The sequence below is a fragment of the Chachezhania antarctica genome, from assembly GCF_003646465.1.
In the GTDB taxonomy this organism is placed as follows: Bacteria; Pseudomonadota; Alphaproteobacteria; order Rhodobacterales; family Rhodobacteraceae; genus Chachezhania; species Chachezhania antarctica.
This window is the reverse complement of sequence record NZ_QZEX01000005.1, coordinates 187,912-204,218: the sequence shown is the minus strand read 5'-3', so window position 1 is coordinate 204,218 and position 16,307 is coordinate 187,912. Positions and strand designations below refer to the sequence as shown.

The 16,307-nt window shown below is 65.6% G+C and carries 15 protein-coding genes and 1 tRNA gene; 11 read left to right on the top strand and 5 right to left on the bottom strand.

Translation table 11 applies throughout. The annotated features are described in order from the left end of the window. Positions 1–56: 56 nt before the first annotated feature. Positions 57–133: transfer RNA gene (locus D4754_RS11885), tRNA-Ile, on the bottom strand. Positions 134–242: 109 nt separating this feature from the next. On the opposite strand from D4754_RS11885, the gene purM reads away from it, so the two are divergent. The 3 genes from purM to rnd all read left to right on the top strand — a co-directional run bounded on the left by purM (position 243) and on the right by rnd (position 3,188). Then, entirely contained in the window at positions 243–1,289 is a 1,047-nt protein-coding gene (gene purM / locus D4754_RS11880) for a phosphoribosylformylglycinamidine cyclo-ligase (protein WP_121063782.1), read from the top strand. Further along, a complete protein-coding gene (gene purN / locus D4754_RS11875) occupies positions 1,286–1,897 on the top strand; it encodes a phosphoribosylglycinamide formyltransferase (RefSeq protein ID WP_121063780.1) in 612 nt (203 codons plus the stop codon). Before purM ends, purN begins: the two co-directional genes overlap by 4 nt. Positions 1,898–2,030: 133 nt before the next feature. Beyond that, a complete protein-coding gene (gene rnd, locus D4754_RS11870; protein WP_121063778.1) occupies positions 2,031–3,188 on the top strand; it encodes a ribonuclease D in 1,158 nt (385 codons plus the stop codon). Positions 3,189–3,192: 4 nt separating this feature from the next. Here rnd and D4754_RS11865 read toward each other — a convergent pair whose 3' ends face one another. Both D4754_RS11865 and D4754_RS11860 read right to left on the bottom strand, forming a co-directional pair. Continuing rightward, positions 3,193–3,633, bottom strand: a complete 441-nt coding sequence (locus D4754_RS11865) for a hypothetical protein (protein WP_121063777.1) — start codon at positions 3,631–3,633, stop codon at positions 3,193–3,195. A 194-nt stretch (positions 3,634–3,827) separates the two neighbouring features. Next, positions 3,828–5,324 carry a phosphomannomutase/phosphoglucomutase gene (locus D4754_RS11860; RefSeq protein WP_121063775.1) on the bottom strand — a complete coding sequence of 499 codons (1,497 nt, stop codon included), beginning with the start codon at positions 5,322–5,324 and terminating at the stop codon, positions 3,828–3,830. Positions 5,325–5,536: 212 nt separating this feature from the next. On the opposite strand from D4754_RS11860, the gene D4754_RS11855 reads away from it, so the two are divergent. Beyond that, positions 5,537–6,547, top strand: coding sequence for an LLM class flavin-dependent oxidoreductase (locus D4754_RS11855; RefSeq protein ID WP_121063773.1), 1,011 nt, complete (start codon positions 5,537–5,539; stop codon positions 6,545–6,547). Positions 6,548–6,711: 164 nt separating this feature from the next. Here D4754_RS11855 and D4754_RS11850 read toward each other — a convergent pair whose 3' ends face one another. Both D4754_RS11850 and D4754_RS11845 read right to left on the bottom strand, forming a co-directional pair. Next, positions 6,712–7,893 carry a methyl-accepting chemotaxis protein gene (locus D4754_RS11850; protein WP_121063771.1) on the bottom strand — a complete coding sequence of 394 codons (1,182 nt, stop codon included), beginning with the start codon at positions 7,891–7,893 and terminating at the stop codon, positions 6,712–6,714. Between the two features lie 115 nt (positions 7,894–8,008). After that, positions 8,009–9,703 carry a hypothetical protein gene (locus tag D4754_RS11845; protein WP_121063769.1) on the bottom strand — a complete coding sequence of 565 codons (1,695 nt, stop codon included), beginning with the start codon at positions 9,701–9,703 and terminating at the stop codon, positions 8,009–8,011. Positions 9,704–9,879: 176 nt separating this feature from the next. On the opposite strand from D4754_RS11845, the gene D4754_RS11840 reads away from it, so the two are divergent. From D4754_RS11840 to D4754_RS11810, 7 genes are all read left to right on the top strand, one after another. Further along, positions 9,880–10,209, top strand: a complete 330-nt coding sequence (locus tag D4754_RS11840) for a hypothetical protein (RefSeq protein ID WP_121063767.1) — start codon at positions 9,880–9,882, stop codon at positions 10,207–10,209. A gap of 4 nt (positions 10,210–10,213) precedes the next feature. Beyond that, a complete protein-coding gene (locus tag D4754_RS11835; protein WP_121063765.1) occupies positions 10,214–10,579 on the top strand; it encodes a response regulator in 366 nt (121 codons plus the stop codon). 4 nt (positions 10,580–10,583) lie between these two features. After that, positions 10,584–12,587: a chemotaxis protein CheA gene (locus tag D4754_RS11830; protein ID WP_121063763.1), complete on the top strand. Its 2,004-nt coding sequence runs from the start codon at positions 10,584–10,586 to the stop codon at positions 12,585–12,587. Between the two features lie 3 nt (positions 12,588–12,590). Further along, positions 12,591–13,109: a chemotaxis protein CheW gene (locus D4754_RS11825; RefSeq protein ID WP_121063761.1), complete on the top strand. Its 519-nt coding sequence runs from the start codon at positions 12,591–12,593 to the stop codon at positions 13,107–13,109. Positions 13,110–13,112: 3 nt separating this feature from the next. Then, positions 13,113–14,819, top strand: coding sequence for a methyl-accepting chemotaxis protein (locus D4754_RS11820; protein WP_121063759.1), 1,707 nt, complete (start codon positions 13,113–13,115; stop codon positions 14,817–14,819). Then, a complete protein-coding gene (locus D4754_RS11815) occupies positions 14,819–15,373 on the top strand; it encodes a chemotaxis protein CheW (RefSeq protein ID WP_121063757.1) in 555 nt (184 codons plus the stop codon). Before D4754_RS11820 ends, D4754_RS11815 begins: the two co-directional genes overlap by 1 nt. 65 nt (positions 15,374–15,438) lie before the next feature. Then, positions 15,439–16,305: a CheR family methyltransferase gene (locus tag D4754_RS11810; protein ID WP_163025891.1), complete on the top strand. Its 867-nt coding sequence runs from the start codon at positions 15,439–15,441 to the stop codon at positions 16,303–16,305. Positions 16,306–16,307: the final 2 nt, after the last annotated feature.

Below are 16,307 nucleotides of genomic sequence, written 5' to 3'. Positions count from 1 at the left end.
CGATTTATTCCGCTGCGGACCTCAGGTCCATCGATTTCAGAGGGAAAAGGAATATCTGGTAGGCCCGGCAGGACTTGAACCCGCAACCAAAGCGTTATGAGCGCTCTGCTCTAACCAATTGAGCTACAGGCCCGCCTGTGACGTTCTGCGTACCATGCTCGGTTCCCGCGTCAAGCCCGGGCGTTGCAAGGGCGCGCGGGATGGACTAACCCGCGCGTGTAACGCAACCGGGGGCCTTTGACATGACCGACCGCAGGAACGGGCTGACCTATGCCGAGGCAGGCGTCGATATCGACGCTGGCAACGCTTTGGTCGAGGCGATCAAGCCCGCCGCCAAACGCACCAACCGCCCCGGCGTGATGAGCGGGCTGGGCGGCTTTGGCGCGCTTTTTGATCTGAAGGCCGCAGGCTACGAGGATCCTGTGCTTGTCGCGGCAACCGACGGCGTGGGCACCAAGCTGCGCATCGCCATCGACACCGGCGAAGTGGCGGGCGTGGGCATCGACCTTGTCGCCATGTGCGTGAACGACCTGGTTTGCCAGGGGGCGGAGCCCTTGTTCTTCCTTGATTACTTCGCCACCGGCAAGCTGGAGACAGCCGTCGCCGCGCAGGTGGTCGAAGGCATTGCCGAAGGCTGCGTGCGGTCGGGCTGCGCCCTGATCGGCGGCGAGACGGCCGAGATGCCGGGCATGTACGAGGCAGGCGATTTCGACCTTGCAGGCTTTGCCGTGGGCGCGATGGAGCGGGGGACGGCCTTGCCCGACGGCGTGGCCCAAGGCGACGTGCTGCTGGGGCTGGCCAGCGACGGGATCCATTCCAACGGCTATTCGCTCGTTCGCCGGCTGGTGGAGCAAAGCGGGCTGGGCTGGGACGATCCCGCGCCCTTCGCCGACGGCCCGCTGGGCGCGGCGCTGCTGGCGCCGACGCGGCTTTACGTGCGCCAGGTGCTGGATGCGATCCGGGCAGGGGGCGTGCACGGGCTGGCGCACATCACCGGTGGCGGGCTGACGGAAAACCTGCCGCGCGTGCTGCCCGAAGGGCTGGGCGCGGAAATCGACCTGACATCCTGGACCCGTCCCGCAGTCTTCGACTGGATGGCCGAAACGGGCGGGATCGCGCAGGCCGAGATGCTGAAGACCTTCAACTGCGGCATCGGCATGGTGCTGGTCGTGGCCGAAGACCGGGCCGAGGCGCTGACCCAGTTGCTGACCGAGGCAGGCGAAACCGTGTCCGTTCTGGGCCACACCGTCAGCGGTGAGGGCGTCCGCTATACCGGCGGGGCGGAATGAGCCGCAAGCGCGTTGCGATCCTGATCTCCGGGGGCGGCTCGAACATGGTGTCGCTGGTGGAAAGCATGGGCGAGGCCGATCATGCCGGGCAGCCCTGTCTGGTTCTGTCGAACCGCGCCGACGCGGGCGGGCTGGAGAAGGCCGCCGCGATGGGGGTTGATACGGCTGTTGTCGATCACAAGCCCTTTGGCGGCGACCGGGCGGCGTTTGAAACCGCGCTGACCGAACGGCTGGAAATGGCGCAACCGGATATCCTTTGCCTTGCGGGTTTCATGCGCATCCTTACGGCGGGTTTTGTGTCGCACTGGCAGGGGCGGATGCTGAACATCCACCCGTCGCTTTTGCCGAAGTACCGCGGCCTCCACACCCATGCCCGCGCGCTGGAGGCGGGCGAAAGCACCCATGGCTGCACCGTGCACGAAGTAACGCCGGAACTGGACGAAGGCCCGATCCTTGGCCAGGCCGAAGTGCCGATCCTGCCCGGCGACACGCCCGACAGCCTGTCGGCGCGGGTGCTGGTACAGGAACACCGGCTCTACCCGGCCGTGCTCCGCCGGTTCGCTTCGGGCGAACGGGAACCTTTGTGGCTGACGGACGACGCAGGTTGACGCTACAGTCGCGGCCTGTTCGAAATCTCGGTTTTGCAACTTGGCCGGATTTGGCGTAACAGGATTGTGTACGGGAATGGGCACCGGCCGGGCGCTGTGGAAAGGTTCCCCAATAACAGGACAGTGGCAGTACATGATCACGATAACGACGACCGAGGCCCTGGCGGAATTCTGCACCAAGGCCGCCGAATTCGATTACGTCACGGTCGATACCGAATTTCTCCGCGAACGCACCTATTATTCCAAGCTTTGCATGATCCAACTGGCCATGCCGGGAGAGGACGACAGCAACGCCGTGCTGGTCGATCCGCTGGCAGACGGGCTGTCGCTGGACCCGCTCTATGACCTGTTCCGCGATACATCGGTCGTGAAGGTGTTTCACGCCGCGCGGCAGGATCTGGAAATCTTCTGGGTCGAGGCGGGCCTGTTCCCCACGCCCCTGTTCGACACCCAGGTCGCCGCCATGGTCTGCGGCTTTGGCGAGCAGGTGGGATACGAAACGCTGGTCCGCAAGATCGCGCGCGAACAGGTCGACAAGAGCTCGCGCTTTACCGACTGGTCGCGCCGCCCGCTGTCGGACGCGCAGAAACGCTATGCGCTGGCCGATGTCACCCATCTGCGGCAGGTCTACGAATATCTCGCGGCCGAACTCGAAAGCTCGGGCCGGTCCCGCTGGGTGGAGGAGGAGCTGAGCGTCCTGACCCAGCCATCCACCTACGACATCCAGCCGCAGGAGGCATGGCGCCGGATCAAGACCCGCAGCCAAAGCCCGCGGTTCCTGGGCATCGTGCGCGAACTGGCGGCCTTCCGCGAACGCTATGCGCAGGAAAACAACGTGCCCCGCAACCGGGTCTACAAGGACGACGCGCTGGTGGAGCTTGCCTCGACCAAGCCGTCGACCCATGCCGATCTGGGCGCATCCCGCCTGTTGCAGCGCGAAGCGCGCCGGGGCGCCATTTCCGAAGGCATCCTGACCGCCGTCAAGCGCGGTATGGATTGCCCGTCGAAAGATCTTCCCAGCGATGAAAAGCCCCGCCACAAGCCGCAGGTGAACCCGGCGCTGGCCGATCTACTGCGCGTGCTTCTGAAAGCCAAGTCCGACGATGCCGGGGTGGCCGCGAAACTGATCGCCTCGGCGTCGGATCTGGATGCGATCGCGTCCGGCCAGCGCGAAGTGCCGGCCCTGACAGGCTGGCGGAGCGAGGTTTTCGGGGCCGATGCCTTGCGCCTGTGCGACGGTCAGGTCGCGCTGGCGGCCAAGGGGCAGACGGTCGCGCTGGTCGATCTGTAGCGGATCAGTTCCGCCGCGTTTCCCGGGCGCCGTTGGCGCCCACGACACGGATCAGTTTCGTTGTCTCAAGCGTCTGCTTGGACAGCGACCGCGCGGTATGGACCTGCCGCAGCGACGTGCCGCCCACCGGCGTGTTCTGTGACGGGTAGGCCACCACGAAATCCAGCGTCAGCACGCCGTTCTCGTCCGGTTCGGCCTTTTCGCCCAAGGGGCGCAGCTCGGCACTGTAGGCGCCCTGGCGGGCGGCCACACCGGTGGCATAGACGATGGCGCCGCTGGGGGTCTGTTCGACCCGCATCTGGGTCACGTCGGACACCAGAACGCGGTTGTCCTCGTCCTCGTCGTCGTCGCGCAGGGAGAACGTCGTTCTCTTCGGCAGCAAGGTATTGACCCCGCCATCCGCGGGCTGCTGGACGTCGACCCGTTTGGACGAGCCCCAGTTCATCGGATTGAGCCGGCTTTGCCCGCACGCCGCTAGGGCAAGGGTGGCAGTCAAGGCCAGAAGCAAGTTTCGCGACAAAGACATCAGCCCTCAGCGGTTCCCAGTGTCATCGCATCTTCACTGGCATTCCCGTCCGGCCATTGCAAGCCGAACCGGCCATCGGCGCGGGCACCGCCACCGCGATACCCGCACGGCGTTCAGATCGTCTGGTCGTAATCGCCGACCGACGGTTCGGTCCGGATCACGCCGTCGATCTCGGCAAAGAGCGCGCGCAGCTCCGCGTCGCTGTCGGCACTTTCGCAGACGACGACAAGGTTCGGCGTGTTCGACGACGCGCGCACCAGCGCCCAGCCGCCATTGTCCAGGATCACCCGCGCGCCGTTGACCGTCACCAGGTCCTTGATCGGACGGCCGGCGAAGTCCTTGCCCTCGGCATGCCACGCTTCCAGCTTTTCGACGATCCGCGCCAGCACGTCGTACTTTTCATCATCCGCGCAATAGGGCGACATGGTGGGCGTCGAATAGACCCGGGGCAGGGCCTTGCGCAGGTCCGACATCGACTTGTCGGGATTGCGGTCCATCAGCTTGCAGATCTCGACCGCGACGCGCATGCCGCAATCGTAGCCGCGGCCAATCGGTTCAGCCAGGAAGTAGTGGCCCGATTTCTCGAACCCTGCCAGCGCGCCCAGTTCCTTCACGCGCCGCTTCATGTGGCTGTGGCCGGTCTTCCAGTAATCCGCCTTGATGTCGTATTTCTGAAGCTCGGGATCCGATGCGAACAGGCCGGTCGATTTCACATCCGCCACGAAGGTCGCGCCCGGGTGGTCGGGGGCAAAGCCGCGGGCCATGATCACGCCCATCTTGTCGGCGAAGATCTCCTCGCCCTCGTCATCCACCACGCCACAGCGGTCGCCGTCACCGTCGAAGCCAAGCGCGAAATCCGCGCCCGAGGCCTTCACCGTATCGGCCATGTCATGGAGCATCTCCATGGCTTCGGGGTTCGGGTTGTAATGGGGGAAGGTGTAATCCAGCTCGTTATGGCTGTTGACCACCTCGACGCCCATCCGTTCGAACAGCTCCGGCGCGATGGCGCCCGCGGTGCCGTTGCCCGTGGCGCAGACGACCTTCAGCTTGCGGCTCATCTTGAAGTCGCCGACGAGGTCCTGAAGGTAGGCCTCCTTCACCGTCCGGTCGATCTTGTACGATCCGCCCGGACGCGGTTCGCCGCGGCCTTCCAGAACGATGTCGCGCAGTTCGCCCATCTCGTCGGGGCCGTGGGTCAGCGGGCGTTCAAAGCCCATCTTCACGCCGGTCCAGCCGTTCGGGTTGTGCGAGGCGGTGACCATCGCCACCGCCGGGCTGTCCAGGTGGAATTGCGCGAAATAGGCCATGGGCGACAGCGCCGGGCCGATATCCGTCACCTCGATCCCGGCCTGCATCAGGCCGATCATCAGCGCGTTCTTCACCGCGACGGAATATTCGCGGTAATCGTTGCCGACGACGATCCGGGGTTCGATCCCGCGGGCGTGCATCTGGGTGCCAAGGCCAAGGCCAAGCGCCGTCATGCCGGGCAGGTTGATCTCTTCGGGGAAGCGCCAGCGGGCGTCGTATTCGCGAAACCCTGTCGGCTTGATCATCGGAGTCGAAAGGAACTCCCACGTGTTGGGGGTGACCTGGGACAATGGTGCAGACATGTGTAAAAGCTCACGATCGGAAAATTGACGGTTGGCTTGGCTTAGCAAGGGGCAGGGCATCCGGCAAGAAACGGCTCCGGTGCTTATGGTCACAGGCCGCTGGGTATCTGCGGATATGTGCCGGTTCCGTCGGGTTCCCGCACAGCCCATGTGCCGGCCCGGCCCTTGGCGCGACCCGCGCGGAGCATTACGTTCGGAGTCGGAGGCGTCCAATGCACAATTATTCAATTCTCGATCTGGCCCCGGTGCCCGAAGGCGGCACCGTGTCGGATGCGCTCGACAACACCGTCGAACTGGCCCGCGCGGCCGATAGGCTGGGGTATCATCGCTACTGGCTGGCAGAACATCACAACATGTCGGGCATCGCGAGCGCTGCGACGGCTGTCGTCATCGGCCGGGTCGCGGGGGCGACGGACCGGATCAGGGTCGGGGCAGGGGGCGTGATGCTGCCCAACCACCCGCCGCTGGTCATCGCCGAACAGTTCGGCACGCTCGACGCGATGTACCCGGGCCGGATCGATCTTGGCCTGGGCCGCGCGCCCGGCACCGATCAGGCCACGGCCCAAGCGCTTCGGCGCTATTTCCAGAGCGCGGACCGCTTCCCTGACGATGTGGCCGAACTTCTGGGCTATCTCGGCGATGCCGAACCGAACGCGAAGGTGCGCGCCGTGCCGGGGGAAGGCAGCCACGTGCCGGTGTGGATCCTGGGCTCCAGCCTCTTCGGGGCACAGTTCGCGGCCCATATGGGGCTGCCCTATGCCTTCGCGTCCCACTTCGCGCCGCAGATGCTGGGCGAGGCGTTGGAGGTCTACCGCGCGCAGTTCCGCCCGTCGGCCTGGCTGGCGCGGCCCTATGCCATGATGGCGGCGGGCGTCTTCGCGGCGGATACGGCCGAAGAGGCGCGCTACCTGCGCAGCTCGCAATTGCTGGCCTTCGCGCGGCTGCGCATGGGCCGGCCCGGCAAGCTGCCGATGCCGGTCGAGGACGTCGAAGCCCACGTTCCCGCCCCGATCCTGGCACAGGCCGAGGCGGCTCTGTCCTGTTCGGCCTGCGGCGCGGCGGCGGACATCGAACGTCAGATCGCGTCGCTGGTTGAGACCTTCCAGCCCGACGAATTGATGATCACGTCCGCCATGCACGATCCGGCAGCGCGCATCCGGTCGATCACCATTGCGGCCGGCGTTCTTGCGGGGATGACCGAAGAAAGCCACGCCGCCGAGTGATCGTGCTCATGCTCCCGGTCGGCCGGGATCCGCGCGACCTGCGCAGCTGACATCCCGGTCGGTCGACAGGCACGGGGTCCGGTCCGGCAGCGCTCGGACCCTTGCAGGGTCCGGGCGCGGTATCGCTCAGGAACGACGGTTCCCCGTGCTCCGCGCGGCGCGGATCACGCGGCGTTTGCAGCCTCGTCCCCGGCCGAGCGGTTGATATTGCCTTCGGCGTCCCGGAAGCTGCCCAGGATCGCCTTCAGCTTCTCGCTGCCCTCGATCAGGTTCTTCGTGGTCGCGGCGGCCTGGTGGGCGGCGGCGGCGTTGCTCTGGATGATCTGGTCGAGCTCGCTGATGGCTGAGTTGATCTGCTCTGACCCGATGCGCTGCTCCTGCGTTGCCGCCGAAATTTCGCTGACCAGATCCGATGTCCGCTGGATTTCCGGCACCAGTTCCGACAGTTCCTTGCCCGCCTTGCTCGACGTATCCGCCGTCAGGCGCGACAGGGCCACGATCTCTTCCGCGGCAACCTTGCTGCGTTCCGCAAGCCGCCGGACTTCGGCCGCGACGATGGCAAAGCCCTTGCCGTTGTGGCCGGCGCGGGCGGCTTCCACGGCGGCGTTCAGCGCCAGCAGGTCGGTCTGACGTGCGATCTCCTGGACGATGCCGATCTTGGCCGCGATCTCTCCCATGGCCTTCACCGCATCCTGCACGGTGCTGGCCGCGGATTCCGCCTGCGTCAGGGAGTTGTTGGCGATCTTCTCGGTCTGCGCGGCATTGTCGGCGCATTGCCGGATATTGGCGGTGATCTGTTCCATCGATGCGCTGGCTTCCTGCGCGGCGGCGGCCTGGCGCGTGGCGCCGTCGTTGACCTTGGTCGCGGCCTCTTCCATCTGCTCGCTGGAGATGGACACCGAATCCGCGCTGAGCGCCACCTGGTCCAGCAGTCGGTTCAGCGAGTCGTATTCGGCAGAGATGTTGCGCACGAAGGCGGCGTAGCCCCAGCTGTTGCCGATGCGCATCTTGGACAGCGCGAGCGAGACCGACACTTCGGACCCGTCCTTGCGGTTCAGCTTCAGGTCACGGCTGGAGCCGACGATGCGATCCTGGCCCGTTGTCCGGTTGCGTTCGACTAGGTCGTCATGGCCCGCGCGAAACCGTTCGGGCACCAGCATCTTGACGTTCTGGTTCAGCACCTCGTCGGGGCGATAGCCCCACAGCGCCTCCGCGGCCTTGTTGAAGAAGGTGACGCGGTTCTGGTCGTCGATGATCACGACGGCATCGATGGCGTTTTCCAGCGTCGATTGAAACAGGCGTACGGGCGGCGTGCCCTTTTTCGAAGGGGTGGTGAATAGCTGCATCTTGCTCCGCCTAGAAAATCGGTTGCGACGCGTGACACGCTATCCTTGCTTCATTGCGTTTGACTTAACGCCAAGGCGAATAACGCCGCGAGTCGGCCCCCCGGACGATCAAGTTTTAGAAAAGAATGTCATCGATATCGTCGCTGGCGGGCGCCACCACGGGGGCAGGCGCCTGCGCCGTTTCCAGGCCGTCGCTTCCGAACAGCTTGCGGTGAACGGCGCGCTCTTCCTCCATCGAATAGCGCGCCCAGGCCTGTGCCAGAAGCGCCTGGTCGGGCGCGCCTGCAGCCTTCGTCTGCGCGAGCGAATCGCCCAGGGATTTCATCGCCTCGGCCGCGCTGCGCAGCGCGGCCATGTCGTCGGTGACGGTCGTCATCAGGTCGACCAGCAACTCGGCCCGCTGGCCGGCCTGCTTCCGGAACGCATCGAGATTGGCCAGGTTCGTCTGGCTCGTGCTCAGCTTTTCGCGATACTGATCGACCGAGAATTCCAGCGCGACACCGGCCGCGACGATGTCTTCCTGCGCCTGCAGGTTGCTGCCGATCAGGGTGTGCAGGGCAGACCGGCTGATGGCTTCGGCGTCAAGGCACTGGGCGGCGATCTGGCGCACTTCGGTGGACAGCGTCGTCAACGGGCCGCGCGTTCCGCCGGCGCGAACCGCGATGAGGGAGGCGTTGATGGCCGCGGTGGCCAGCTCCTTGGAGCCGTCCTCGAGCGACTGGAACTTGCGCGCGGCCTCGTCGATCTGTTCGCGCGCGGCCTGGGCTTCCTTGCCCGCGCTGATCAGCATGCCCTGGACGTCGAGGATGTCGGAATCCACCTGCTCGACCGTGCGGGCGCGTTCGTTCAGGCCACGTTCGATCTGTTCGGTGACCACGCCGCGGGTAAAGAAGTTGGCCCCCTTGCGGCCGATCTCCGACAGGTCGCGCATGGTGGCGGCGATGCGACGCGAGATCTGGATCGTATCGTCTGCGATGCTGCGCGCATGTTCCCCCGCCAGGACGGCAATATGCGGATCGGCCCCGGTGGGCATCTGCGCCAGGTGATCCAGCCGTTGCGTCAGACGGTCCGAGAACTGGATTCCCGTGATCAGGTCCTTCATCTGCTCCTGCGCGTGACGCGTGAGCGTCTGGGCGCGTTTCTGGGCTTGCCGCGCCGCTTCGCGTTCATGGACGGCGTGCAGGGCGAGGTTTTCCGCCTTGCGTTCCAGCGACAGGCACAGCGGCGCCAGGATCGCACCGGCGGCGCGGCAGCTTTCCTGCGCCGCGAGATCGCGAAGCTTCCAGTTCGCGATGTTTTCCGACACCTCGGCCGATGCGCCGGTGATCGTCTGCGCGATGCGGTCCAGGCTGGACACGTAGGCATCGAGTTCGCCGATCGCGAAAGAGGCTGATATCGTGCGCGTCATCGTGCAGACCGCGGCCAGAAGCCGGCCGTGATTGGACAGCAGCCTGAGCGGCTTTTCGGCCCGCAGCATCAGCTCCCGCTCCTGGGCGGGGGTTGTGGACCGGTCGCGGCCTTCGACAGCCGCCTGCATGCCTTGCAGCCGGGTGTGAAGCTCCATCAATGGCTCCGTTCCCGTCGACTCGCCCTGCAAGGACAGGTCGACGAAGGCGGCAAGATCCGATGCGGTGTGCATGTGCAGTTCCCGCACGCGCCCCAGGCTTCCGCTCAGCCGGTCGAAGACCGACACCCCATCGGCCGCGAGTTCGGCGATGTTGCGTTGAACGGGCGGTGTCGCTGTTGGAAGCGTCGTGCCCGGCGAGGTAACGGCACGCGCTGCGCTGCCTGAAAATTTGTGCGCTGTCATGGTCCTGCAGTGATCCGTGATGCCTGCGTCAGCATGCCGGAACAGGCGTAAAGGCCGCGTGAACGGGTGCGTAAAATACCGCTCAACTTTGACGGGGACGCGAATTCGCCGGTCAACCATTGATTAGGGAGCGGGTTGTAGTGTGCCGAAAGGATGGCAGCACAGGTGGATCGCCCATGAAAGACGAGATGTTCGTTGTCCCGCACGATCTGGATGCGCGGACGGTGGCCGAACACAGGCGCGAGCTTCTGACCTGGATCGACGCGTGCGAGGAGACGGTGGCGCTGGACATCGCGCCCGGTCGTCCGACGCAGGATTCCCTGCAACTCCTGTTCGCGGCCCTGATCGAAGCCCGCAATCGCGGGCTGGCGCTGACCCTGGGCGATACGGCGGCCGCGCTGACCGCCCGGGTCCGCGCCTGGGGCGACGGGGCGGGCAGTGGCAAGGGTGCGGCGAAGGGCCAGAAGGTGAAACGGCAGGATCAACAAGTGGAAGTGGCAGGATAACGCGATGCCGAAAACGGTACTGACAATCGACGACAGCAAGGCGGTGCGCGACATGGTCGCCTTCACGCTGGAACCCCAGGGCTTCGCTGTCATTGGCGCCGAAAACGGGGCTGCGGGTCTCGATGCGCTCAGGGCGCGGCGGCCGGACATGGTGATCACGGATCTGAACATGCCGGTCATGAACGGGCTGGATTTCATCGCCAATGCCCGGTCGGACCCGGCCGGCATGGGGATACCGATCGTCATGCTGACAACGGAATCGGCCCCGGACATGAAACAGAAGGGCAAGGCCGCGGGCGCGACGGGGTGGATGGACAAGCCGTTCGACGCCGATCGCCTGATCGCGGTAACCCGAAAGCTGATGGGATAAGCCCATGATGGAACAAGCCGTAGCCGCCTTCGTACAGGAAGCGCGCGACCTGCTGACCGGCCTCGAAGACCAGATCCTCGAACTGGAAGGCGGGTCCACTCCCGGTCAGATCGACGAGGTCTTCCGCATCCTGCACACGGTCAAGGGATCGGGCGGCATGTTCGGCTATACCGACCTGGCCAAGTTCACCCACTGCTTCGAAAACGCGTTCGAACTGGTGCGTTCGGGAACGCTGGCCGTCGGGCCCGACCTGATCGAACTGTCGCTCGAGGCGCGGGACCTGATGGTCGAATTCCTCGATATCGGCAGCGACGGGCCGGACTCGGCCGCGCTTCTTGCCTCGGACCGGTCCGCCAAGCTCATGGCCCGGATCGAGGAGATCACCGGCGGTTCCGGCAATGCGTTGGCGCCGGGCGCGGCAGAAGGCGCGGGTGGCCCCGCGGCCGGCCCCGCACCGATGACCCGGTTCGAAATCACGTTCCGCCCGCACAAGGACGCGCTGCGCAACGGCATGCGCCCCGAACTGCTGGTGCGCGAGCTTGAGGATCTTGGCGAGACCGATATCGGCTTCGACCTGTCGCAAACCCCCGCGCTGTCTGCGCTTGAACCGGGCGACGCCTGCCTGGGGTGGCATGTCGACGTGATGTCGGATTGCGGCCGGTCCGCGATCGACGACGTGTTCATCTTCGCGGACGAGGCCGCGTTGACCATATCGGAAGAGGTCCTGGAGCCGGCCGCGGAAACCGGCGGATCGGATCTGGCGGATGCCGGCTCTCCGGCCGCGGGGGCAAAACCTGCCGCGCCGTCCCAGTCGCCGGCAGCCGGTCGCGCCTCGGAAAGCATTCGCGTCGCCTCCTCACGCATGGATGCGATGATGGATTCGCTTGGCGAACTCGTGATCGCACAGGCCCGGCTGGACGCGGTGTCGGACAGCATCGGCGACACCAACCTGGCCAGCGTCGTCGAAGAGGTGCAGCGCCTTGTGACGGGGCTGCGCGATGCGACCCTGTCGATCCGCCTGCTGCCGATCGAAACCGTGTTCTCGAAATTCCGCCGGGTCGTGCGCGATCTCTCCAAGGAACTGGGCAAGGATGTCCAGCTCGTGGCGGAAGGGGGCGATACCGAGGTCGACAAGACCGTGATCGACAGGATCGGCGATCCGCTGGCCCACCTTGTCCGCAATGCCATCGACCACGGGCTGGAAACCGGCGAACAGCGCTCGGCCGCGGGCAAGAACCCGCGCGGCACCGTCCGTATGTCGGCCCGGCAGGAAGGCAGCGAGGTGTTGATTTCCGTCGAAGACAACGGCCGCGGGCTGGACCGCGACGCGATCCGGGCCAAGGCCATCGAAAAGGGCCTTCTGGACGAGGCGACAGACCTGTCCGAGAGCGAATATTACAACCTGATCTTCCAGCCCGGGTTTTCCACGGCGGCGCAATTGTCCTCGGTATCGGGTCGCGGTGTCGGCATGGATGCCGTCCGCTCTATGATCGACGCGCTGGGCGGCAGCGTCGATGTGGTCTCGCGCCCCGGTCTTGGCAGCCGCATCACGCTGCGCCTGCCGGTGACGATGGCGATCATCGAAGGTCTCCGGGTGCGCCTAGGCGAGTCCATCTATGTCATACCGCTCTCCACGGTCGAGGAATGCGTGGAAATGTCGGCCGCCGACATGGAAAGCCGCAGCGGCCGCATGGTGCTGCAGATCCGCGACCAGATGGTGCCCTACCTCGCGCTGGACGAAATATTCGGACAGCCCCATTCCGGGCAGGAGACACGGCGCGTCGTCATTGTCCGCATCAACGGCAATGAAATCGGGCTCGTCGTCGATGACATCATCGGGCAGGGGCAGACGGTGATCAAGTCGCTCAGCCCCTACCACCGGGACATTCCGGGCCTCGGCGGTGCCACGATTCTCGGGGACGGGCGCGTTGCGCTGATCCTCGATGTCGCGACGCTGGTCCGCCTCGCGCTGAAGCGCGGCGGCCCGACCCTCAGCAAGGCAGCATGATCCATGACAGCGACAGATCAATCGGCCGGCGATGCCCCCCGCGCGGCACAAGACAACCATGACAACCTGCTGATCTTCCGGCTGGAGGGCGAAGCCTTCGCGGTATCGGTCAAGGGCGTGCACGAGATCCTGGATCTGCAGTCCCCGACCGTGGTGCCCAACGCGCCCGCCTGCTCTCCGGGCCTGATCAACGTACGCGGCGTCGTGGTGCCGGTCTTCGATATTCGTCACAGGCTGGGCATGGTCTCGGGGACGGAACATGCCTCGTCGCGGATGATCGTGTTCGAAAACGTGATCGACGGGGAAACCGGGCGCCTGGCCTTCACCGCCGACAGTGTCGAGGAAGTGCACGAGACCGATCTTTCGTCGCTCGAACCGATCCCGGAACTCGGGGCGATCTGGCCGCAGGCCTGCCTTAACGGTGCGATCCGGCTCAAGGACGAACTTGTCGTGCTGCTGAACACCGATGCGCTGTTTGCCCCGGACAGCGTGGATGACGTTGCCGCGACACGGGGGGCGTAAGCCATGCACCTGACATTTCGCACGAAACTTTTCGGCTTCATCGGGATGGTGGCGCTTGCCCTGGCGGCCGTATGCGGCCTGGGAGAGATGGAAATTTCCGCCGTCATGGTCCAGTTCGAAAGGGCCGCGCAGGCGGGCGCCGGCTCCGGTGATCAGGCCGTTTACCTCGAACAGGCCGCCGCCGGCGCACAAAAGGCCAAGACAGTGCTGTTCGGCGTCTCCGCGGTCATCATCGTGATCGCGTGTATCGTGGGCGTGACGATCATGCGCTCGTTCACGCGCGGCATCAGCGCGGCCTCCGATGTGGCCCTGAAGGCCGCGCAGGGCGACGGGGCGGCGGCGCTCGCGACGCTGAGCGCGGTGGACCGGTCGCGGACCGACAAGGAATTCGCGCAGCTCATGACCCTGTTGGAAGACATGTGCCACGGCATGATATCCATCTCCGAATCCGCCGACAGGATGGCGGATGGCGACTTGCGAACGCCGGTGCGGCCCAGATCCGGGTCCGACCTGCTGGGGCTCGCCCTGGAACGGATGCGCCTGGATACGGGGCGTGCCATTGGATCCGTGCGCGCAAGCGCACTTGAGATCGCGGATGACTGCGGGGTGCTGAAAGTATCGTCGGAAACCGTCAGCGCAGGATCGACCCGCCAGAGCGCGGCCGCGACCCAGGCCAGTGCCGCGATGGAGGAGATGACGTCGAACATCCGCCAATCCGCCGACAACGCCGCGCAGACCGAACGGATTGCCTCGCAGGCTGCGCTCGAGGCGACGGAAAGCGGAAAGGCCATGTCCCAGGCGGTGGATGCGATGCGCGTCATCGCGGAAAAGAACACGATCATCCAGGAAATTGCCCGGCAAACCGATCTTCTCGCGCTCAACGCGGCGGTCGAGGCGGCCCGCGCGGGCAACCATGGCCGCGGCTTCGCCGTCGTCGCCTCCGAAGTGCGCAAACTGGCGGAACGCAGCCGCCAGGCCGCGGCCGAGATCGGCGACCTGTCGGCGCACACGCTGGAAACAAGCGTGCAGGCGGGGGAGAAACTGGATGCGCTCCTGCCAAGCATCCGGCGCACCTCGGATCTTGTTCAGGAAATATCGGCCGCGACGCGGGAACAGAACATCGGCGCGGCGCAGATCAACCAGGCCATACGCGATCTGGACGCGGCCATTCAGCAGAACACCGACGCGGCAACCGCCACGGAAAGGCTGTCGCGCAGGCTAACGGGACAATCGACGGAGCTGGGCAGGCTCATCGGCGTGTTCCGGGTCGATGGCGTTCCCGATGGCGGCGCCCGCCCGGACCCCATATCGCGCACGGCCGAAACGGCACCGTCCAGGCCGCGCGGAACCGCGCCCGCTGAAAAACCGGCCCAGGCCGCGCGCGCCGAACGCCCAAAACCGCCGGTGACGGGGGTCGACACACGGAAGGTCCCGGCATCAACTGCATCACCGGCGACCCGGACGGCAGAACAGCCCGTGGCGACAACGCCGCCGGGTCCCACGCCGGATGCCGCCAGGCCTACTCCGCCAGCCGTTGCCGCCAAGGCGACAGGCAGTGGCCCGCGGGCCGACGCCGCTCCGGACCCCAAGGGCCCGGACCAGGATGTCGCCCCTCAGCGCCGCCAGGCAGAGGAGGAGGGGTTCCTGCTCGAACTCGACCCCGAAGAGATCGACGATACCGAATTTGAACGTTTTCGCGAGGCATCCTGATGGCGACACAATCGAGACGGGCGTCCGAGCCCGGTGACCTGCTCTCCTTCGACCAGATGCTCGAACAGGACGAGGCGGCAGACGTCGACACGGTTACGTTCCTGACATTCCGTATCGGCGCCCAGGTCTTTGCCGTCGACGTGCGCTTCGTTCGCGAGATCCTCGCGTCGGGGGAATTGTCGCAATTGCCCAACGCGCCGCACGACGTCATGGGCATGATCGATCTGCGTGGGCAGGCCATCGCCATCGTCGATCTGGCCGGCAAGCTTGGCGCACGCGCCGACGGGGCCGAGGACGACCGGATCGTCGTCTTCGAGTTCTCGATCGACGACCGGACGACCTCGCTCGGCGTGATCGCGGACGAGGTTCTGCGTGTCGACGAAGTTCCCGAGGACGCGATCGAACCGGTGCCGGAAACCCTGTCGGGCTGGCAGTGCGACGAGGCGCGCGGCATGATCCGGACAGAGGACAGCATCGCGATCCTCCTGCGGATCGATCACATCCTGTGTCACGGTGTCCGGCAGGCCGCGAGGCCCTTTGAATACGCCAACTGACGCCTGCTTCGGGCCGTCAGCTTTTGCAATGTGCCCTGGGAACACGGCGCGGGAAGATGTCGTGGATGAACCTCGTGAACCCTGATTACGTCGAATACCAGATCACGCCCGCGCATTGCCGGCGCATTGCCGAACGGACGCGCAAGACCTCCGGCGTGCAGATCGATGTCACCAAGACCGATTTCATCCGGCTGCGTCTGTCGCAGCGGCTGCGGTCGCTGGGATTGAAGGACTTCGACGCCTACCTTGACCGGCTGGACAATGACACGACGGGCGTCGAAACGCGCCTTCTGACCGAAGCGCTGGCCACGCACACGACGGATTTCTTCCGCGAAAGCCATCAATACGATTGGCTCGCGCGCGAGGGGCTTGGCCTTCTGAAGAAGGACGGGATCGGCAGCCGCCATCCGCTTGTCGTGTGGAGCGCGGCCTGTTCCACGGGGGCGGAACTCTGGTCGGCCGCCATGATGCTGGCGGAAAGCGAGGAATACATGACGGTCCCGGGCCGGGTCCGGCTGCTGGGCAGCGATCTGTCCAAGGCCATCCTGCGCAAGGCCGCCGCGGCGACCTACACGGAGGAGGAAATCAGCGGTCTCAGCGCCGAACGGCGCATGCGCTTCCTGCTCAGATCGAAGAAATTGCGGGACAAGAGCGGGCGGCCCTATTACCGCGTCGAACCCGAACTGCGCTCCATCGCGCGCTTCCTGCAGGCCAACCTTCTCGATACCGCGCCGCTTCGATCGGAAACGATGGACATCGTCTTCCTGCGCAACGTCCTGATCTATTTCGACCGCGAAACCCAGGACCGTGTGCTGACCAATGTCGCATCGCTGATCCGGCCCGGGGGCATCCTGCTGACGGGCCATGCCGAACCGGTGAAGAACCGGTCCGACCTGAAGACGGTTTCACCGTCCATTTACAGAAAGATCTGATC